Here is an 18,806-nt window from a genome sequence, read left to right as displayed (position 1 = left end):
GAGCACGCATTCGCTCTATGCCTGGAGGCGCAAGTTCGCGAAGGCGGTGTCGGGTGACACGGAGAAGGATGCCGAGATCCGGCGGCTGAAGCGGGAGCTGGCGCGGGTCTCCGAGGAGCGCGACATCCTAAAAAAGGCCACCGCGTATTTCGCCAGGGATGCAAAGTGAGATACGCGTTCGTGGCCGAGCATCGAGGTCAGTTTTCGGTGCGGACGATGTGTCGCTGCCTGCGCATCCAACCCCTTCTGACTCCGCAGCGCTAAGAAATTGGCGAGGGCTTCGTCACCTCCGAGTTCATTGATATCGGGATGACCGCGGAGGCAGCGGAGATGGTTTTGGAGCCGGTCTTCAAGTTTCCTTTGGGTCTCGGCTGGATCGAAGAAACGGATTTCGGCGAAGGGGATGCGGGTCATGGCAGGGCACCTTTCGGCAAGGCTCGACCGGCGGCCCGAGGCGATGCCCGGGCGGGATGATGGGCGGCGAGCTGGTCTGATTTGGCAGGGTTGAGGGAGCGGTTCGGGATGTTCTGGAACGAAGGAAGAACATTTCCGATCTGGCGGTCAAGCGTTTCGGGCCAGACCTGGCGACCTGCGGCAGGGTGAACCACCGGAAACGCGCTGTTCTATTATCTAACTGATATTAAACAACATTACAGATCGTTCCAATTCCAGCGGCAGCTTTATCCGTGGCACAGCGGCAATGGACCCCGGTCCAGCGGACGTTTTATGCGGGGTCCCATAAACACCCCCTTGACGCCCGCAACTCAAATCATTAGCTGGCTAATAAATCCTATTAGCAAGCTAACGGTATCGCCGTGCCCGACCGAAATTCGTCCATGTTCGATCCGATCATGCGTCTGACGCGCATGATCCGTCGCCTCTTCGATGTGCGGGCCGAGGAATTGGGGCTGACCTATTCACGCGCGCGGCTGCTGTCGGTGCTGGGTCATAACGAGGGCGCGACCCAGACCGAACTGGCTTGCCTGCTGGGCATCGAGGCGCCGACGCTGAAGCGCCAGCTCGACGCCATCGTGAAGCTTGGCCTGGCCGAGCGCCGCCCGATTGAAGGCGACGGGCGCAAATATGCGGTCTATCTGACCGACCGCACCCCGCTTGAACCGCTGCTGGGTTTTCGGCGCGAGGTGGAGGCGGCGCTTTCGGAAGGGATCGAGCCCGAGGAACTGCTGATCGCGCGCCGCGTTCTGGCCCGGATGGCCGAAAACGCCGAAAGGCTGCATCGCAAATGACCGAGACCCCGCAGACACCGGCTGAAGCCCCCGCTGCGCAGGTTCCGCCTGCGCCGCCCCCCTTCGAGTTTCTGGGCTGGCCGCTGACGCTGGGTTTCATCGGCGCGTCGATCCTTATCAGCCTGACGCAGGGGCTGGCGCAGGGGTTTGTCAGCGTCAATATCTCGCAGATCGCCGGAGAAGTTGGCGCAACCACCACCGAGGCTAGCTGGCTGATGGCGGCCTTCCTGATCCCGCGCGCGTCGCTGCCGCTGTTGCTGATCAAGATCCGAACGCAATACGGCCTGCGCCGCTTTGCCGAGGTGGCGATCATCACCTACCTGCTGGTCTCGATTGCGGCGCTGATGATCTCGGACCTGCGCTCGGCGGTGATGGTGCAATTTTTTGCCGGCATGGCCTCGGCACCGTTGTCGACGCTGGCCTTTCTTTACATGCTGGAGCCGCTGCCGCCGCAATGGAAGATGCGGCTGGGCCTGCCGATGGTGCTGACTTTCGCGATGCTGGGCACGCCGCTGGCGCGGGTGATCTCGCCCGCGCTGATGAGCGATACGGGCTGGGTATCGCTGCACTTGCTGAGCCTTGGCATGGCGGCGGTGGCGCTGGCGCTGGTCTATCTGCTGCCGCTGAAGCCGACGCCGCATGTGAAGGTGATCGCGCCTTTGGACATTGTCAGCTTCCTGCTGATCGCCGTGGGCTTTGGCGGGTTGACCGTCGCCTTCGTCATGGGCGCGACCTATTGGTGGACCGAGGCCCCGTGGCTGGGCTGGACGCTGGTGGTCTCGATTCTCAGCCTGATGATCGCGGTCGTGATCGAGCTGCACCGCAAGGCCCCGCTTCTGGACATCCGCTGGATCATGAGCCCGGCCATCGTCCACCTGACGGTGACGCTGCTGATCTTCCGCCTGATCCTTTCCGAACAAAGCGCGGGCGCGCCGCGCATGTTTCAGGTGCTGGGCGTCACGCAGGATCAGCTGGTGCCGCTGTTCTCGGTCATCGTGGTGTCCTCGATTCTGGGCGGATTGGCCTGCATTCCCTTCATCAAGGCCGAGAATGTTCCACGATTTCACGTCGTTGCGCTGGTGCTGATCGCGGCAGGCGCATGGATGGACAGCCATTCCACCATCGACACCCGGCCGCATCAGATGATGCTGAGCCAGGCGATGATCGCGGCGGCCGGATCGCTGTTTCTGGCGCCCGCAATGCTGCGCGGGCTGATGTCGGCGCTGGCGCGGGGGCCGAATTACATCCTGTCCTTCGTCATCGTGTTCCTCTCGACGCAAAGCCTTGGCGGAGCCATCGGCTCGGGCGTGTTCAGCACGCTCATCAACCACCGCGAGGCCTTCCATCTTGAGGTGCTGCGCGAACAGATCCCGGCAACCAGCCCGATGGTCACCTCGGCCATTGCGGCGCGGGTCGCGGCGGTCAGCTCACAGATCGCCGATCCCATGCAGGCGCGTGCGCAGGCGGTGACGATGATCGGCACCGACATCACCAATCAGGCCTATGTGCTGGCCTATAACGATCTGTATCTGCTGACGTTCCTGATCGCCTGCCTCGCACTTTTTGCGCTGCTCTTGCACATGTGGCGGGACTGGATCGTTCAGCGGCTGGAGGCATGGCGATCTCGCCCGCCACCCGAGGCTGCGCCCGAAACCCCTGCCTCTGCCGAACCCGAAACCCCTGCCTCTGCCGAACCCGAAACCGCAACTGCAAAGCCCGCCGCGTCATGAAAAAGCACTTTCCAACGATTATCGCCATTTCCGCCGGTGTCATCGGTGTCCTACTGGTCCTTTACGCGTGGCATCTGCCGCCCTTCACCGCTGCCCTGCCACAGACGGAAAACGCCTATGTCCGCGGCAAGGTGACCTCGATTGCGCCGCAGCTTTCGGGCTATCTGGCCTCGGTCGAGGTGCAGGATTTTCAGGACGTGACCAAGGGCCAGATCATCGCGCGGATCGACGACCGGCAATATCGCCAGAAGCTGGCGCAGGCCCGCGCGCAACAGGCGGCGGCTCAGGCGGCCATGGATATTGGCGAGCAGAACGTCCATTCGGCCGAGGCCAGCGTGCAGTCGGTCGAGGCGGCACTGGCCTCGGCCGAGGCAGCGCGCGACACGGCGCAGCAAAGCTGGGACCGCGCCAGTGCGCTGCAGTCGCGCGGGGTGACGGCGCAAAGTTCGGCCGATCAAAGCCAGCTTTCGCTGCGGCAGGCGCAGGCGGCGGTGACGCAGGCGGAAAGCCAGATCGCGGTCGCCCGCGAAAGCGTCAACAGCGCCCGGGTGTCGCTACAGGCGCGGCAGGCGGATATCGAATCCGCCCAGGCCGCCGTCGAGCTGGCCGAGATTGATCTGGGCAACACCGTGATCCGCGCGCCCGAGGATGGCCGTCTGGGGCAGGTGGCTGCCCGCGTGGGCCAATATGTCACCCCCGGCACGGCGCTGGTCAGCCATGTCGGCAAGGAGGTCTGGATCATCGCGAATTACAAGGAAACGCAGCTTCACGGCATGCGCGTCGGCAAGCTGGCCAGTTTCACGGTCGATGCCCTGGGTGGGCAGAGGTTCACCGGGCGGATCGAGGCGTTCTCGCCCGCCACGGCCTCGGAATTCAGCCTGCTGCCCGCCAGCAACGCGACCGGCAACTTCACCAAGATCGCGCAGCGCCTGCCGGTCCGCATCTCGATCGATCCGGGGCAGGAGCGGTCCGAGTTCCTGACGCCGGGCCTGTCGGTGGTCATCACCGTCGATACGAATACGCCCGAGCAAGCGGCGAATTGATCCGGTCGCCCGAATGAAAAAGGCCCGCGTGATGCGCGGGCCTTTTTGTTGAAGGGGAGGGGGGGCGCTCAGACCTCGGGCACCAGAACCTCACGCTTGCCGACGTGGTTCGCGGGCGAGACGATGCCCTGTTCTTCCATCTGTTCGACCAGACGCGCGGCCTTGTTATAGCCGATGGCCAGCTTGCGCTGGATATACGAGGTCGAGCATTTCCGGTCCTTCGCCACGATGGCGACGGCCATGTCGTAAAGCTCGGCATCGCCGCCTTCGCCGGTGCCAAGGCCCAGAACCATATCGATGCTGTCGGCGCGGTCCTCATCCGGGCCCTCGACGACGCCCGACATATAGCTGGGCGGGCCGAAGGATTTGAGGTGGTTCACCACTTCCTCGACTTCCTCGTCGCTGACGAATGGGCCGTGGACGCGGGTGATTTTCGAGCCACCGGCCATATACAGCATGTCGCCCTGACCTAGCAGCTGCTCGGCCCCCTGTTCGCCAAGGATGGTGCGGCTGTCGATTTTCGAAGTGACCTGGAAGGAAATCCGGGTCGGGAAGTTCGCCTTGATCGTGCCGGTGATGACGTCGACCGAGGGGCGCTGCGTCGCCATGATGAGGTGGATGCCCGAGGCCCGCGCCATCTGGGCCAGACGCTGGATGCAGGCCTCGATCTCCTTGCCCGCGACCATCATCAGGTCGGCCATCTCGTCGACGATGACGACGATATAGGGGAAGGTTTCGGGCTGGAATTCATCCGTCTCGAAAATCGGCTCACCGGTGTCCTCGTCAAAGCCGGTCTGGACCGTGCGCTTGAACATCTCGTTCTTGGCCAGCGCCTCGCGGACACGGCCGTTATAGCCCTCGATGTTGCGCACGCCCATCTTGGACATCTTGCGATAGCGCTCTTCCATCTCGCCCACGACCCATTTCAGGGCGACGACCGCCTTCTTGGGGTCGGTGACGACGGGCGAAAGCAGATGCGGGATGCCGTCATAGACCGACAGTTCCAGCATCTTCGGGTCGATCATGATCAACCGGCACTCATCCGGCGTCAGCTTGTAAAGCAGCGACAGGATCATCGTGTTGATCGCGACCGATTTGCCCGAGCCGGTGGTCCCCGCGATCAGCAAGTGAGGCATCTTCGCAAGGTTCGCGACGACCGGGCCGCCGCCGATGTCCTTGCCAAGCGCCAGAGGCAGCGGCTGCGTGCCGTCGCCATAGGCTTTCGCGGCCAGAATCTCGCGCAGCACGACCTTCTCGCGGCGTGCGTTCGGCAGTTCGATCCCAATGACGGTGCGGCCGGGCACGGTCGAGACACGCGCCGACAGCGCCGACATGGACCGCGCGATGTCATCGGCCAGACCGATCACCCGGCTGGCCTTCAGACCGGCGGCGGGTTCCAGTTCATAAAGCGTGACGACCGGGCCGGGGCGAACCTCGGTGATCTGGCCCTTGACGCCGTAATCGTCCAGCACCGCTTCCAGCATGCGGGCGTTTTCCATCAGCGCCTCTTCTGACAGCTGATGACGCTCGACGGTCGAGCCTGCGGCCAGCAGCGACAGCGGCGGGCATTCATAGCTATGCGCCGGATCGGTGAAGCTGAGGCAGGGCTGCGCTTCACTTTGCGCCTGACGCGAGGGCTGGGGCTTGCGGGCAGGGGGCACGACGACGCGTTGGGTGGCCGCGCCAAAGGGCATGGCGGTCGGCGCGTCCAGCGCCTCATCGGCGTCGAAATCAACCTCATCCTCATCGACCGATAGCGTGGGCTCTTGCCGGGGCGCGGCCGCGGCGCGATTGCCGGTCAGCTTGGCGGCCATGGCGGCCATCACGCCGCCCGCCTTTGCCTCGCCTGCCGGGCGTTCGGCGCGCAGGCGGATCGCATCGGTGATGCGGGCGCTGATCGCGGCCTTCGAGGGGGTCTCGACGCCTTCGTAATCGGCATGACGCTCGACCAGTTCGGATTCGAACTGCATGTCGCGGTCGTCGTCCAGCGGCTCGGGCGCACGGCGCAGGCGGGGCAGGAAGCGGCGGCCTTCGGTCGCGGCGTCATCCTCATCCTCAAGCGTGGCTGCACCTGCACGGGCGGTGCGGTCGCGTCGGGCATCAGCGCGCGCCTTCAGCCCACGGGCGGCAACGCCCGAGGCATTCGCGCCCCGGTCGATCACCCGCAGCGCCAGATAGCGCGCGGTCAGCAGGCCGTTGCGCAGGAAGCGCGCGATGACAGAGACCTCTTTGCGGTCAAAGCCCAGCACGAAGGCCAGAAACGCGACCGAGCCCACCGCCGTCAGCAGCGCCAGGATCTTGATCGCAATCGAGGCCTTGATCGGCATGATCGACAGCATCGCGCCCATCAGCATATCGCCCAGATGCCCGCCAAGCCCGAAGCTTTGCGTCCAGCCCGGCGGCGGCGTCAGCGAGGTCGCATAGACCGAGACCAGCACCATCGCGATGGGCAGGAAGATGCCGCGCATGATCCGCTCTTCGCCCCGGTGCAGCATGCAGCGCAGCCCCCAGACGATGGCACCGAAGGACAGCGCATAGGCGCCATAGCCCGCGATCATGAACAGCGCCGAGGCGATGTAGGCGCCAAAGCGGCCCAGATAGTTCTGCGCCTGCTGGTCGGTGGCCGACATGATGCTGGGATCATCGGGGGAATAGCTGACCAGCATCATCGCGATCAGCACGCCAAGCACGACCATGCCAGCGCCCAGCAATTCCTTGCCGCGTCGCTCTAGTGCCGCCTGCGTGGATTGGTCGAACAGCGGATCGCGGTGTTTCGCCTGCCAGCTTGCCATCAACTAACCCCCTCGTACAAACAGTTCTTCAGGCGGGTCAGCGCCGCCTCGGTTTCTTCGGCCGACGCGACCAGCGCCACCCGGATGTAATTCTTGCCGGGGTTCCCCTCGGCGGTGTCGCGCGAGAGATACGCGCCCGGCAGCACCTGAATGCCCGCCTCGGACCAGAGCTTCTTCACCGCCGCCTCGCCGTCGCCGATCTCTGCGGGGACGGGCAGCCACAGGAAGAACCCGCCTTCGGGCGACTGATAGCCCGGCGTATTGCCAAGGATGCGGTCGGCGATGGCGTATTTCTGGTGATAAAGGGCGCGGTTTTCGACCGCGTGATCTTCGTCATTCCAGGCGGCGGCGCTGACGCGCTGGATCGGCAGGGGCAGGGGTGCGCCGGAATAGCTGCGCAGGATGCGCAGCTTCGCGATCTGTTCCGCACCGCCCGCCGCAAATCCCGAGCGGAGGCCCGGCAGGTTCGACCGTTTCGAGAGCGAATTGAACATCAGCACCCGGTCGGCCAGCCCCATGCGGGTGGCGACGGCCAGCGCACCGGGCGGCGGGGCATCGCGCCAGATCTCGGAGTAGCATTCATCGGCGAAGATCAGGAAATCATGCCGCTCGGCCAGCTGGATCAGCTGTTCCAGATAATCCTCACCGGCGACCGCGCCCTGCGGGTTCGCGGGCGAGCACAGATAGGCGATGGCCGTGCGGTCCAGAAGTGCCGGGTCCAGCGAGGCGAAATCGGGCAGATGGCCGCTTTCGGCGGTCGCATTGACGAAGACCGTCTCGGCCGAGACGGCGGCGGCGGCGACGGCATAGACCTGATAGAACGGGTTCGGGATCAGGATGGCGGGGCGCTGCCCGGCCTTTTCCTCGGGCGCGAGTGCAAGGGCGGTGTTGAAGAGCCCCTCACGCGTGCCGTTCAGCGTGGTGATGCGCGCAGGCTCGACCTCCAGCCCGTGGCGGCGTTTCAGCCAGCCCGAGATTGCCGCCAGCAGCTCCGGCGTGCCTTCGTTCGGCGGATACTTCCCGAATTCGCCGATATGTTCCGCCATGATCGGAGCGACGAAATCCGGCAGGCTGTGCCGCGGCTCTCCGATGGTCATGACGACGGGGTCCGCGCCCGGCGGAATCCCGTTCAAAAGCTTCCGCAAACGCGGAAACGCGTATTCCGGGAGGTTCGAAAACCGCTCGGGACTAGCCATGTCTGCCTCTCAGTCGGGGTCGTTGCGCCCCGTTTGGCCCAAGGTTACCGGCAATGGCCCGTTTCGTCCAGACTTTCGGCGGCCAAATGCCCCAGAAACAAGGCCATATCACGCGGCGGCGGCCAGCGCCGCCTCGACGGCGGCGGCGGTGCGCAGCAGCGCGCGATCCTGTCCGGCAGGCCCCATCAGCATCAGCCCGCAGGCCGGTTGCCCGGTCGGAAGCGAAATTCCGGGCAGGCCCAGCATGTTGCCGATGCGGGTGTTGCGCAGCGCCAGCAGGTTCTCAGAGGTGAAATAGTCCGGCTCGGCCAGAAGCCGCGCGGCATCGGGCGGCGGGATGGGCGAGGTCGGCAGGATCACCGCGTCAAAGCCCGCAACCGCGTGGGCCCATTCCGCGCGCAGGCGGCGCATTTCTTGCCAGCCGGCGATGAAATCGGTCGCCAGCACATCCTTGCCACCCCGGAAGCGTTGCAGGATCGGCGGATACATCAGCTCGGGCGCGTCCTCGATCTGCTCGCGCCATGTGGCATAGGCCTCGGGGGCGAACAGGGTCGTGGCCAGCGCCATGGCCTTGGCGACGCTGGGCGGGTTGCCGTGGGTGATGCGTGCGCCTGCCTGCGACAGGCGACGCACGGCATCTTCAAACGCGGTGACGGGGCCTTCGCGGGCCTGATCGAAGGGCACGCCCTCCAGCACCAGAAGCCGCAATCCGCGCGTCTCGGCCCCGGTCAGGTCGACGGCGGCCTCTCCGCGCAGGATGGCAAAGATTTCGGCGCAATCCTCGACCGTGCGGGCAATCGGCCCCAGGACGTCGAAGCTGGCGCAAAGCGGCACCACGCCGTCCGAGGAGACCGCGCCATGCGTCGGCTTGAAGCCGACCACGCCGTTCCAGGCCGCAGGCAGCCGGATCGAGCCGCCGGTGTCCGATCCGATCGCCGCCGCCGCCAGCCCAAGCGCCACCGACACCGCCGCCCCCGAAGATGAGCCGCCGGGCGCAAGCCCCGGATCATAGGCATTCGGCGGCGTGGCCGTGACCGGGTTCAGCCCAAGGCCCGAGAAGGCCAGTTCCGTCATATGGGTTTTGCCAAGGCAGACCGACCCCAGCATGGTCGCATTGGCCAGCGATCTGGCGTCCTGCGCAGGCGTCCGCTTGGCCAACAGGGCCGAGCCCGCCTCGGTCGCGATGCCTGCGCTGTCGACATTGTCCTTCCAGCTCAGCGCGACGCCGTCCAGAAGCCCGCGCCGCAGCCCGGCCTTGGCGCGGTCATGGGCGGCGATGGCCTCGGCCCGCGCACGGGTGGGGGTCAGGCGCGCATAGATCTGCTGGCCATAGCGGTGGCGATGGATCGCATCCAGATAAGCCTCTACCTGTTCGACCGGGCTCAGCAGCCCCGCCAGAAACGCCCGCCCCTGCTCTGCCGCCGACGCCTTCAGCCAGTCCATGCCGTCCCCCCTGCAAATGATGCGGAAAGCGTAAACCCGCGCCGTTCCGCCTGCAATGCCGCATGGACATTGCCGCTGTGGGCGGCATAGTGCGCGCATGGAACAGAACTTCGATGTGGTGATCGCAGGCGGCGGGCTGAACGGCCCCGCGCTGGCCCTGGCGCTGGTGGATGCCGGGCTTTCGGTGGCGGTCGTTGACGCGCGCCCCGTTACGGCGCGGGCCGCGGATGATTTCGACGGGCGCGCCTATGCGCTGGCGCTGGCCTCGCAGCGGCTGCTGGCCGCTTTGGGGCTGTGGCCGGGGCTCTCGGCCAATTCCCAGCCGATCCTGAAGGTCGAGGCGACGCAGGGCGAGCCCGGCGATGGCGCGGGCCCCTTCGGGCTGCATTTCGACGCGGCCGAGCTGGAGGAAGGCCGTCTGGGTTATATGCTGGAGGACCGCTTCCTTTACCGCGCGCTGATCCAGGCGATGCAGGGCCGGGTGACCCATGTGCCAGGCGTCTCGGTGATTTGTCAGGAGATCGAGGGCGCGCGGGTGCGGGTCGGGCTGTCGGATGGTCGCGAACTGACCGGCGCGGTGCTGATCGGCGCGGATGGTCGCCAGTCGGGCACGGCCACGCGCGCGGGCATTGGCCGCACCGGGCACAGCTATGGCCAGATCGCGCTGGTCGCGGCGGTCGATCACGAATTGCCCCATCAGGGCACCGCGCATCAGTATTTCATGCCCACCGGCCCGTTGGCGATCCTGCCGCTGCCGCCGGGCAACCGCAGCTCGATCGTCTGGTCCGAGGATGAAACCAATGCCCGCGCGATCATGGAACTGGATGACGGTGCCTTCATGCGCGTGCTGCGTCCGCGCTTTGGCGATTTTCTGGGCGAGATCCGGCTGACCGGCCCGCGCTTTTCCTATCCGCTAGGCCTGACACTCGCGGATCGCTATGTCGCGCCGCGTGTCGCGCTGATCGGTGACGCCGCGCATGGCGTCCATCCGATTGCGGGGCAGGGGCTGAACCTGGGCCTGCGCGATGTGGCCGCGCTGGCCGAGGTGCTGGTGGCCGCCCGTCGCCGGGGCGAGGATATCGGCGCGGCGGACGTGCTGGCCCGCTACGAGGCGTGGCGCAAGCCCGATGCCACGGCGCTGGCCTATGGCATGGACCGGGTGAACGCGCTTTTCTCGAACCGGAACCCGTTTCTGAAGCTGGCGCGCGAGGTCGGAATGGGGCTTGTCGACGCCGTGCCGCCCCTGCGCCGGGGCTTCATGCGGCAGGCGGCGGGCCTTCGGTTGCAGCCGATGCCTAAATTGTTAACAGGCCAGCGGCTATAGCGCCGGAACAGTCACGCGGGCGCGAGCGTTGAGGCTTTGCACATCCGGGTAACGTGATGTGCAAGTCGCTGAACACACAGTATCATCCGGATCATGAAACTCAGATCGCTTGCCCTTGCACCCGTCCTCGCCCTCGCCATGGCTTTCCCGGCACTGGCCGAGAAAATCCCGCTGAACGAGATTTCGCGCTATCTGAACGGTATCCAGACCGCGCAGGCCGATTTCTCTCAGGTGAATGCCGATGGCAGCATTTCCACCGGGACCGTGTTCATCCACCGCCCGAACCGTGTCCGGTTCGAGTATAAGGGGGACAACACGCTGGTTCTGGCCTCGGCCGGGCAGGTCGCGGTCTTCGACAAGAAATCCTCAGGCGGCCCGCAGCAATATCCGCTGTCTCGCACGCCGCTGTCGATCATTCTTGCGCCGAACGTGAACCTGTCGCAGGCGCGGATGGTCACCGGCTATACCGAGAAAAACAACGCCACCATCGTGACGGCGCAGGACCCGCAGCACCCGGAATATGGCAATATCCAGATGGTCTTCACCGCCAACCCGACGCAGCTGCGCCAATGGGTGGTGACGGATGACACCGGCTCTCGCACGACCGTCATTCTGGGCGACATGCAGACCGGCGTCAGCATTCCGCCCTCGCGCTTCGCCATCGAGAATGAGATCGCCCGCCGTCGCTAGGCCGCGCGAAGGGGCAAGGAAAAAGGCAGCGCCGCTTTCGCTGGCGCTGCCTTTTTCTGAACTGTGCCGATGTCTAGCGGCAGCTTGCCAGCTGCATCTGATAAAGCTGCGAGCGCGCATTGACCCGCCCGGCCACGGTCATCAGCCAGGGTTTCGAGTTGTGCGAGCCGCGCGAAAAGCCGCCCCGGCCCTCGTGATAGGCCAGATATTGCGACCCCGCGTCCAGCTTGGACACGCCCAGCCGCTGCGTGGTGCCGTTCATGTACCAGCCCATAAAATCGGTCGCGTCGCGGATATTGTCGCGCCGCGCGCGGCGGTTGCCGGTCGACTGGCGGTATTCGTCCCAGGTCCCGTCCAGCGCCTGGCTATAGCCATAGGCCGAGCTTTGACGGCCAATCGGGATGATCCCCAAGGCATATTGATGCGGGGTGCGGGCATCGCCGATGAATTTCGATTCCTGATGGATCGTCGCCATCTGCACATGGATCGGCACGCCCCAGCGGCGTTCGGCATCTCTCATTGCGCGCAGATAGGCGGGCCGCTCGGCCACGATGGCACAGGCGTTTTCCAGATTGCGCGGCGCCTTGTAATTGCCCCCGCCCCCACATGAGGCGACCAGCCCCACAATGGCAAGCTTGAGAAACCTGTTCATACTGCCCTCATGTTTTTTCCGGCCAGAATACGGAAAACGCGGGCCGGAGCAAATGACAAAGGCGGGAAGGATCTAGCTGCGCGCCATCGCGACCGACTTGATGACGGCGAAACAGGGGGTGCCCGGGGTCAGCCCCAGCACCTCGACCGAGCGGGGCGTGACCTGCGCCAAAGCCTTCTGATCGCCCAGTTTTAGCTGCACCAGACCGTCTGAAACCGCGGTCACGGTGGCCGGAAGAACGTTCAGCGCCGAGAGCCCGACGGGGGCCTCTCGCGACAGGATGATCTCATGAGCGAGAATCCGCAGACGCAGCATCTGGCCCGGCTGCGCGTCCAGATCGGCCAGTAGAAGCGGCCCGGCCGAGGTCGCGACGCGGACCATGCCATCGGCCTCGCGCGCCTCGACGGTGCCGGTGATCAGCGCGCCCGCCTCGCGCGCGCCAAGCTGCGGGGCCAGTTCCGGATCGGCCAGAATCTGGGTCAGCGGGCCCGAATGCGCGACCCGGCCCTTCTGCATCAGCACCACGGTCGTCGCCAGCCGCAGCACCTCGGCGACGCTGTGGCTGACATAAAGGATCGGCAGTTGCACCTCATCGCGCAGCCGCTCCAGCCAGGGCATGATCTCTTCCTTGCGGGCGTCGTCCAGCGCGGCCAGCGGCTCATCCATGATCAGAAGCTGTGGGTCGGACAGCAGCGCGCGGCCGATGGCGGTGCGCTGACGCTCCCCCCCGGACAGCGTCGAGGGGCGGCGGTTCAGCAGCGGGCCAAGCGCCAGCATCTCGACGATGCGGTCGAAATCGCGCGCGGCACCTTTGCGGAACCGGGCCGGATAGCGCAGGTTCGCGGCGACGGTCATATGCGGAAACAGCCGCGCATCCTGAAAGACGCAGCCGATGCGGCGCGCCTGCGGCGGCAGGTCGATGCGCCGGTCCGAGTCGTAAAGCGCCCGACCGTCCAGCACGATCCTGCCGCTGTCGGGCCGCATCAGCCCGGCAATCGCGTTCACGGTCGTGCTTTTGCCGCAGCCCGAGGGCCCGAACAGCGCGGTGACGCCGGTCGGCGCCTCAAAGGCGACGTTGAGGTCAAGTCCCGGAAACTGATGCCGGATATCGACAGAGAGGCTCATCTGCGCGCCGCCATCCTGCGGGCCAGATATTCCGAGCCGATGACCGCGCTCAGCGCCACGACGATCGAGACCAGCACCAGCCGCATCGCCGGACCCTCACCGCCGGGCTGTTCCAGCAGCGCGTAGATGGCCGAAGGCAGGGTCTGCGTCTTGCCCGGAATGTTCGACACGAAAGTGATCGTCGCGCCGAATTCGCCCATCGCCTTGGCAAATCCCAGCGTGGCCCCGGCCAGGATCGCCGGGAAGATCAGCGGCAGCGTCACGGTCAGGAAAATCCAGATGCGCGGCGCGCCCAGCGTGGCCGCCGCCTGTTCCAGCTTTGGATCGACCGCCTCGAACCCCAGCCGGATCGCCCGCACGGTCAGCGGAAAGGACATGATCGCGGCGGCCAGGGCCGCCCCGGTCCAGCGAAAGGCGAAGATGATGCCGAAGGGCTCCAGCAGCCGCCCGACCGGGCCCTTGGTGCCGAAGGTGATCAGCAACAGATAGCCCGTCACCACCGGCGGCAGGATCAGCGGCAGGTGAACCAGACCGCTGACCAGCCCGTGACCGGGGAAGTTTCTGCGCGCCAGCAACCAGGCCACCGCGATGGCCAAAGGCAGGCTGAGGATCGTGGCGACCAGCGAGACCTGCACCGACAGGCGGATGGCCTGCCATTCCTGCGGGCCCAGCCAGTCAAGAAACGGCAGGCTCATGGAAGGACGGTAAAGCCCTGCGCTTCAAAGATCGAGCGTGCCGGTTCCTGCGTCAGGCTGTCGAGGAAGGCATTCGCCTGTTTCGTTTGCGAGACCTTGGTGACCGCTGCCGGATAGATGATCGGATCATGGCTGTCGGCGGGGAAGGTGGCGACGACGCCCACCTCGGGCTCGGCCACGGCATCGCTGCCATAGACGATGCCCAGCGGCGCCTCTCCGGTCGCGACCAGTTTCAGCGCGGCGCGCACGTTGTCGGATTGCGCGACATGGCTTTCAACCGCGCCCCACAGGCCCAGCTTTTCCAGCGCCTGCTTGCCGTATTGACCGGCGGGAACCGAATCGACCATGCCCATGGCCAGCTTGCCGTCGCCCAGCAGGGTCGGAAGCTGATCGACCGCCGCCTCGGCTGGTTTACCCGTGCCGACCAGCACCAGCGTGTTGCCCAGAAGGTCCTTGCGCGTCGCCGGGTCGATGTCGCCCGACCCCTCGACCGCATCCACCCATTCCGGCGAGGCCGAGATGAACAGATCGGCGGGCGCGCCCTCCTGGATCTGCTTGGCCAGTTTCGAGCTGGAGGCGTAAGAGATCACCACCGTGTCGTCATGGTTTTTTTGCCATTCGGTCGCGATCTCATCCAGCGCGGTCTTCAGGCTGGCGGCCGCGAAAACCGTGATCTCATCGGCCATGGCGGCCGGAGCGACCAGGGTGGCAAGGGCGAAAGCAAAGACGGGAAGGCGCATCGACGTGATCCATTCGTTATGTTGCGCTAAGCATAACTGCCGGATTTTACGAAAGACAAGCGTTATTTACTGCGGTGCATAACCCTTGAGGGCGGCACGCATCCGCAGCAGCTCTCCGTCACCTTCGCGGCGCAACAGTTCCTCCAGCGCGGTGTAATCGGCCAGCATCTGGCGGCCGGTCGGGGTCAGCTGCGCGCCCCCGCCCTTCGCCCCGCCGCGGCTGCTGTCGACCAGCGGCTGGTTGAAAGCCAGGTTCATCTCTTCGACCAGCGCCCAGGCGCGGCGATAGCTCATGTTCATGGCGCGACCGGCGGCCGAGATCGAGCCCTGCTCGTCAATCAGCCGCAGCAGATCGGCCTTGCCGCGACCAAAGGTCAACCCTTGAGTGAAATGCAGCCGAAGGCTGAGACGGGGATCGTTTTCCATGGCGTGCATTCTTGGCGAGCCCGCGCGGCTGTGCAAGTCTGGAAGCGAGTTCCCTTCCGTTCCCACGCGTGGCGGACCCATTTAGCGAGGTGCATTGAAATGTCCGACGACGATATCGTGATCCTGTCCGGTGCCCGGACCGCCATCGGTGGCTTTGGCGGCAGTCTGGCGGCGGTGACCCCGATCCAGCTGGCGACCTTCGTGACCAAGGCGGCAGTCGAGCGCGCAGGCCTGACGCCTGATCAGATCGGAACGGTGGTCTTTGGCCATGTCATCAACACCGAGCCGCGCGACATGTATCTCTCGCGCGTCGCCATGCTGGATGCGGGCATCCCCGACACCACGCCCGCGATGAACGTGAACCGGCTGTGCGGGTCGGGCGCGCAGGCCATCGTTTCCGCCGTGCAGGCGCTGCGTCTGGGCGATGCCGATTTCGCCGTCGCAGGCGGGGCCGAATCGATGAGCCGCGCCCCCTATGCCTCGACCACGGCACGCTTCGGCGCCAAGATGGGCGATACGCAGATGCTGGACATGATGGTCGGCGCGCTGACCTGTCCCATGGGCACCGGGCATATGGGCGTGACGGCGGAAAATGTCGCGACCGAGACCTCGATCACCCGCAAGGATCAGGACGATTTCGCGCTGGAAAGCCAGAACCGTGCGGCCAAAGCCATCGCCGAGGGCCGGTTCAAGGACCAGATCGTCCCGGTCGAGATCAAGACCCGCAAGGGCATGGTCGCCTTCGACACCGATGAGCATCCGAAGGCCACCGATGCCGACAAGCTGGCGGGCCTGCGCCCGGCTTTCGTCAAGGATGGCACGGTGACGGCGGGCAATGCCTCGGGCATCAATGATGGCGCGGCGGCGGTGGTTCTGGCGCGCGCAGGCGCGGCGAAACAGGCGGGGCTCGCGCCGCGCTTCAAGGTGCTGGGCTATGCGGTGGCGGGCGTGCCGCCGCGCGTCATGGGCAACGGGCCGATCCCGGCGGTGAAGAAACTGCTGGAACAGACCGGCCTCTCGGTCGGCGATTTCGACGTCATCGAGTCGAACGAGGCCTTCGCGGCGCAGGCGATTGCGGTCAATCGCGGGCTGGGCCTCGATCCGGCCAAGGTCAACCCGAACGGCGGTGCCATCGCTCTGGGCCATCCGGTCGGCGCGACGGGGGCCATCCTGACCGTCAAGGCCATGTATGAGCTGGACCGGATCAACGGGAAGAAAGCGCTGATCACCATGTGCATCGGCGGCGGTCAGGGCATTGCCCTCGCGATCGAGCGGATCTGAGAAAGCGCGGGCGCACGGGTTTCCGTGCGCCGCCTCAGGTGCCGGACGCAGCCACGGCGGCGGCGCGAGGCCTTCCCGTCGCGGGCAGGGCCTCCCGGTAAAGCGCGCCGCGCGATACCAGCGTCACGGTGACAAAGGCCACGTAAAGCAACAGATACCACGCGCCGACCTTGTGGAAGCTGACCATCTTTCCGGCCTGCTGCCCGGCGTAAAGCCATGTGCCCGTGGCCGTGCCCACATTCTCGGCCACCCACAGCGCGATGCTGGACAGGAACGCGGCCACCGGCAGCGGCATCCGCCAGTCCCGGTCCGAGATCCGGAACCAGATCATCGTGCGCCAATAGATCACCACCGTCGCCGCAAACAGCCCCAGCCGGATGTCAGGCAGGAAGTGATGGGCAAAGAAATTCACATAGATCGCCACCGCCAGCAGCAGCGTAACCCAGAAGGGCGGATAGGGCGCAAAGCGCATGTCGAAAATGCGGATGACGCGGGCCATATAGCTGCCGACGCTGGCATACATGAAGCCGGAAAACAGCGGCACGCCCATCACCTTGAACAGCCCCGGATCCGGATAGGCCCATGACCCGGCGCTGACCTTGAACCACTCCATCAGTGTACCGGTCAGGTGAAACAGCAAGATCACCCGCGCCTCGTCCCAGGTCTCCAGCTTGAAGACCAGAAAGGCGGCCTGCGTCGCGATGGCGAACAGAAACAGCGCGTCATAGCGGTGAAACGCCCAATCCGGCTGCCAGAACATGCGCGTACCCAGCAGCGCTAGAAGCAACAGCCCGCCAAACAGACAGGCCCAGCCCTGCTTCAGCACGAACATTACCAATTCGCGCACCGCAAAGGGCAGATGGGCCCGCGCCCAATCGCCCAGACGCCGCTCGATCCGCCCTGTGCTGGGCTGGCGCGAGCCGCTCATTCGCCCCTCGGGAAGCGCTTCGATTCTTCCAGAATGTTCAGGTCCATATGGTTGCGCATGTAACGCTCGGAGGCCTTCATCAGCGGCTGATAATCCCACGGATAGTAGGATCCATTGCGCAGCGCCTCATAGACGATCCAGCGCCGCGCCTGACTTTCGCGCACCTCGGCGTCATAGGCCCCCAGATCCCAGCGTTCCGCCGCCAACGCCCGCATGTGCTCGAGCCGCCCCTGAGCCGCAGGGTCAGCGGCCAGATTGACCCGCTCACCCGGATCATCACGCAGATTGAACAGCATCTCGGGATCGGCGGCGCAGGCCACATATTTCCAACCGCCGTCGACCAGCCCCACCAGAGGCGTGATCGAGCCCTCGGCCGCATATTCCATCGCCACCGGCCCGCGCGCCGCCGCCCCTTGGGCAAGGCTGACGCCATCGGTCCATGGCGCAATCTCCGTTGTTGAAATACCCGCCAATTCGCACAAGGTGGGAAGAACATCGGTGGTCGAGACCGGCGCTTCCTCCAACCCCGGATCCATCCCGGGGGCCGAGATCATCAGCGGCACCCGCGCCGATTGCTCGAAGAAGTTCATCTTGAACCACAGCCCGCGCTCACCCAGCATTTCGCCGTGATCGGACAGGAAGACGATGATTGCCTCCTGCCGGGTGCGCTCCAGCACATCGAGGATCTCGCCGATCTTGTCGTCGATATAGGTGATATTGGCGAAATAGGCCTGACGCGAGCGGCGGATGTCCTCCTCGGTCACCTCAAGGCCCCGGAAATCGCAGGCATCCATCAGGCGCTGCGCATGCGGGTCCTGATCCTCATAGGCAATCGCGGGCGGAGCGGCCAGCTCGGCCGCGCCCTCATACAGATCCCAATACTTCCGCCGCGCGACAAAGGGATCGTGCGGATGGGTAAAGCTGACGGTCAGACACCAGGGACGGTCATCGGCCCCGCGCGACAGATCGTAAAGCTTGCGGCAGGCGTGATAGGCGACCTCATCGTCATATTCGTACTGGTTGGTGATTTCGGCCACGCCCGCGCCGGTGACCGAGCCAAGGTTATGATACCACCAATCGATCCGCTCGCCCGGCTTGCGGTAATCCGGGGTCCAGCCGAAATCGGCGGGATAGATGTCGGTGGTCAGCCGTTCCTCAAACCCGTGCAGCTGGTCGGGGCCGACGAAATGCATCTTGCCCGACAGCGTGGTCTGATAGCCCGCCCGGCGCAGGTGATGCGCATAGGTCGGGATGTCCGAGGCGAACTCGGCCGCATTGTCATAGACCCGCGTCCGGCGCGGCAACTGCCCGGACATGAAGCTCGCGCGCCCCGGCGCGCAAAGCGGGCTGCCGGTATAGGCGTTGCGGTAACGGACCGAGCGTGCGGCCAGCCGCTTCAGGTTCGGCGTATGCAGAAATTCGGCAGGACCATCGGGAAACAGCACCCCTGACAGCTGGTCGGCCATCAGGATCAGGATATTCGGTTTCGTCAAT

General features: G+C 65.4%; 16 protein-coding genes and 1 pseudogene. 7 read left to right on the top strand and 10 right to left on the bottom strand.

Features of this window, described 5'->3' with window-relative positions; genetic code table 11:
- The 4 genes and pseudogenes from IQ24_RS19590 to IQ24_RS19570 all read left to right on the top strand — a co-directional run.
- Positions 1 to 243: pseudogene (locus tag IQ24_RS19590) on the top strand (IS3 family transposase); the annotation flags it as partial.
- 593 nt (positions 244 to 836) lie between these two features.
- Complete coding sequence (locus tag IQ24_RS19585; protein ID WP_242008362.1) at positions 837 to 1,247, top strand: MarR family winged helix-turn-helix transcriptional regulator; 411 nt, start codon at positions 837 to 839, stop codon at positions 1,245 to 1,247.
- Positions 1,244 to 2,977: an MFS transporter gene (locus IQ24_RS19580; RefSeq protein ID WP_242008360.1), complete on the top strand. Its 1,734-nt coding sequence runs from the start codon at positions 1,244 to 1,246 to the stop codon at positions 2,975 to 2,977. The genes IQ24_RS19585 and IQ24_RS19580 overlap by 4 nt, the downstream gene beginning before the upstream one ends.
- Positions 2,974 to 4,020 carry an HlyD family secretion protein gene (locus IQ24_RS19570; RefSeq protein ID WP_145400064.1) on the top strand — a complete coding sequence of 349 codons (1,047 nt, stop codon included), beginning with the start codon at positions 2,974 to 2,976 and terminating at the stop codon, positions 4,018 to 4,020. Before IQ24_RS19580 ends, IQ24_RS19570 begins: the two co-directional genes overlap by 4 nt.
- A gap of 68 nt (positions 4,021 to 4,088) precedes the next feature.
- On the opposite strand, the gene IQ24_RS19565 is transcribed toward IQ24_RS19570, so the two are convergent.
- The 3 genes from IQ24_RS19565 to IQ24_RS19555 all read right to left on the bottom strand — a co-directional run bounded on the left by IQ24_RS19565 (position 4,089) and on the right by IQ24_RS19555 (position 9,451).
- Entirely contained in the window at positions 4,089 to 6,812 is a 2,724-nt protein-coding gene (locus tag IQ24_RS19565; protein WP_145400063.1) for a DNA translocase FtsK, read from the bottom strand.
- Positions 6,812 to 8,008 carry an aminotransferase class I/II-fold pyridoxal phosphate-dependent enzyme gene (locus IQ24_RS19560; protein WP_145400062.1) on the bottom strand — a complete coding sequence of 399 codons (1,197 nt, stop codon included), beginning with the start codon at positions 8,006 to 8,008 and terminating at the stop codon, positions 6,812 to 6,814. Before IQ24_RS19560 ends, IQ24_RS19565 begins: the two co-directional genes overlap by 1 nt.
- A gap of 108 nt (positions 8,009 to 8,116) precedes the next feature.
- A complete protein-coding gene (locus IQ24_RS19555; protein WP_145400061.1) occupies positions 8,117 to 9,451 on the bottom strand; it encodes an amidase in 1,335 nt (444 codons plus the stop codon).
- Between the two features lie 97 nt (positions 9,452 to 9,548).
- Between IQ24_RS19555 and IQ24_RS19550 the strand changes: the two genes are divergently transcribed.
- Positions 9,549 to 10,775, top strand: a complete 1,227-nt coding sequence (locus IQ24_RS19550) for a UbiH/UbiF/VisC/COQ6 family ubiquinone biosynthesis hydroxylase (protein WP_145400060.1) — start codon at positions 9,549 to 9,551, stop codon at positions 10,773 to 10,775.
- A 93-nt stretch (positions 10,776 to 10,868) separates the two neighbouring features.
- Entirely contained in the window at positions 10,869 to 11,465 is a 597-nt protein-coding gene (locus IQ24_RS19545) for a LolA family protein (protein ID WP_145400059.1), read from the top strand.
- A gap of 73 nt (positions 11,466 to 11,538) precedes the next feature.
- On the opposite strand, the gene IQ24_RS19540 is transcribed toward IQ24_RS19545, so the two are convergent.
- The 5 genes from IQ24_RS19540 to IQ24_RS19520 form a co-directional block, all read right to left on the bottom strand.
- The gene (locus IQ24_RS19540) at positions 11,539 to 12,117 is read right to left on the bottom strand and encodes a transglycosylase SLT domain-containing protein (RefSeq protein WP_145400058.1); all 579 of its coding nucleotides are present in this window, start codon (positions 12,115 to 12,117) and stop codon (positions 11,539 to 11,541) included.
- A 72-nt stretch (positions 12,118 to 12,189) separates the two neighbouring features.
- Entirely contained in the window at positions 12,190 to 13,242 is a 1,053-nt protein-coding gene (gene modC / locus IQ24_RS19535; protein ID WP_145400057.1) for a molybdenum ABC transporter ATP-binding protein, read from the bottom strand.
- Positions 13,239 to 13,937 (bottom strand): molybdate ABC transporter permease subunit, encoded by a 699-nt coding sequence (gene modB / locus IQ24_RS19530; protein ID WP_145400056.1) that lies wholly within the window; start codon positions 13,935 to 13,937, stop codon positions 13,239 to 13,241. Before modB ends, modC begins: the two co-directional genes overlap by 4 nt.
- Complete coding sequence (modA, locus tag IQ24_RS19525) at positions 13,934 to 14,677, bottom strand: molybdate ABC transporter substrate-binding protein (RefSeq protein ID WP_145400055.1); 744 nt, start codon at positions 14,675 to 14,677, stop codon at positions 13,934 to 13,936. Before modA ends, modB begins: the two co-directional genes overlap by 4 nt.
- Before the next feature lie 66 nt (positions 14,678 to 14,743).
- Positions 14,744 to 15,103 carry a winged helix-turn-helix domain-containing protein gene (locus tag IQ24_RS19520; RefSeq protein ID WP_145400054.1) on the bottom strand — a complete coding sequence of 120 codons (360 nt, stop codon included), beginning with the start codon at positions 15,101 to 15,103 and terminating at the stop codon, positions 14,744 to 14,746.
- Between the two features lie 99 nt (positions 15,104 to 15,202).
- Here IQ24_RS19520 and IQ24_RS19515 point away from each other — a divergent pair, with 99 nt between their 5' ends.
- On the top strand, positions 15,203 to 16,384 hold the full coding sequence (locus IQ24_RS19515) for an acetyl-CoA C-acyltransferase family protein (protein WP_145400053.1): 1,182 nt from the start codon (positions 15,203 to 15,205) through the stop codon (positions 16,382 to 16,384).
- A gap of 34 nt (positions 16,385 to 16,418) precedes the next feature.
- Here the strand turns inward: IQ24_RS19515 and IQ24_RS19510 are convergent, their stop codons facing one another.
- Complete coding sequence (locus tag IQ24_RS19510) at positions 16,419 to 17,312, bottom strand: DUF817 domain-containing protein (RefSeq protein ID WP_145400052.1); 894 nt, start codon at positions 17,310 to 17,312, stop codon at positions 16,419 to 16,421.
- The gene (gene betC / locus IQ24_RS19505) at positions 17,309 to 18,805 is read right to left on the bottom strand and encodes a choline-sulfatase (protein ID WP_145400051.1); all 1,497 of its coding nucleotides are present in this window, start codon (positions 18,803 to 18,805) and stop codon (positions 17,309 to 17,311) included. The genes IQ24_RS19510 and betC overlap by 4 nt, the downstream gene beginning before the upstream one ends.
- Position 18,806: the final 1 nt, after the last annotated feature.

The organism is Paracoccus sulfuroxidans (genome assembly GCF_007830335.1).
GTDB classification, from domain to species: domain Bacteria; phylum Pseudomonadota; class Alphaproteobacteria; order Rhodobacterales; family Rhodobacteraceae; genus Paracoccus; species Paracoccus sulfuroxidans.
This window is presented reverse-complemented; position numbering and strand designations above follow the sequence as displayed.

Coding starts and splice junctions, on each gene's coding strand:
- IQ24_RS19585 (WP_242008362.1), top strand. CDS start 837: ATGTTCGATCCGATCATGCGTCTGACGCGCATGATCCGTCGCCTCTTC.
- IQ24_RS19580 (WP_242008360.1), top strand. CDS start 1,244: ATGACCGAGACCCCGCAGACACCGGCTGAAGCCCCCGCTGCGCAGGTT.
- IQ24_RS19570 (WP_145400064.1), top strand. CDS start 2,974: ATGAAAAAGCACTTTCCAACGATTATCGCCATTTCCGCCGGTGTCATC.
- IQ24_RS19565 (WP_145400063.1), bottom strand. CDS start 6,812: ATGGCAAGCTGGCAGGCGAAACACCGCGATCCGCTGTTCGACCAATCC.
- IQ24_RS19560 (WP_145400062.1), bottom strand. CDS start 8,008: ATGGCTAGTCCCGAGCGGTTTTCGAACCTCCCGGAATACGCGTTTCCG.
- IQ24_RS19555 (WP_145400061.1), bottom strand. CDS start 9,451: ATGGACTGGCTGAAGGCGTCGGCGGCAGAGCAGGGGCGGGCGTTTCTG.
- IQ24_RS19550 (WP_145400060.1), top strand. CDS start 9,549: ATGGAACAGAACTTCGATGTGGTGATCGCAGGCGGCGGGCTGAACGGC.
- IQ24_RS19545 (WP_145400059.1), top strand. CDS start 10,869: ATGAAACTCAGATCGCTTGCCCTTGCACCCGTCCTCGCCCTCGCCATG.
- IQ24_RS19540 (WP_145400058.1), bottom strand. CDS start 12,117: ATGAACAGGTTTCTCAAGCTTGCCATTGTGGGGCTGGTCGCCTCATGT.
- modC (WP_145400057.1), bottom strand. CDS start 13,242: ATGAGCCTCTCTGTCGATATCCGGCATCAGTTTCCGGGACTTGACCTC.
- modB (WP_145400056.1), bottom strand. CDS start 13,937: ATGAGCCTGCCGTTTCTTGACTGGCTGGGCCCGCAGGAATGGCAGGCC.
- modA (WP_145400055.1), bottom strand. CDS start 14,677: ATGCGCCTTCCCGTCTTTGCTTTCGCCCTTGCCACCCTGGTCGCTCCG.
- IQ24_RS19520 (WP_145400054.1), bottom strand. CDS start 15,103: ATGGAAAACGATCCCCGTCTCAGCCTTCGGCTGCATTTCACTCAAGGG.
- IQ24_RS19515 (WP_145400053.1), top strand. CDS start 15,203: ATGTCCGACGACGATATCGTGATCCTGTCCGGTGCCCGGACCGCCATC.
- IQ24_RS19510 (WP_145400052.1), bottom strand. CDS start 17,312: ATGAGCGGCTCGCGCCAGCCCAGCACAGGGCGGATCGAGCGGCGTCTG.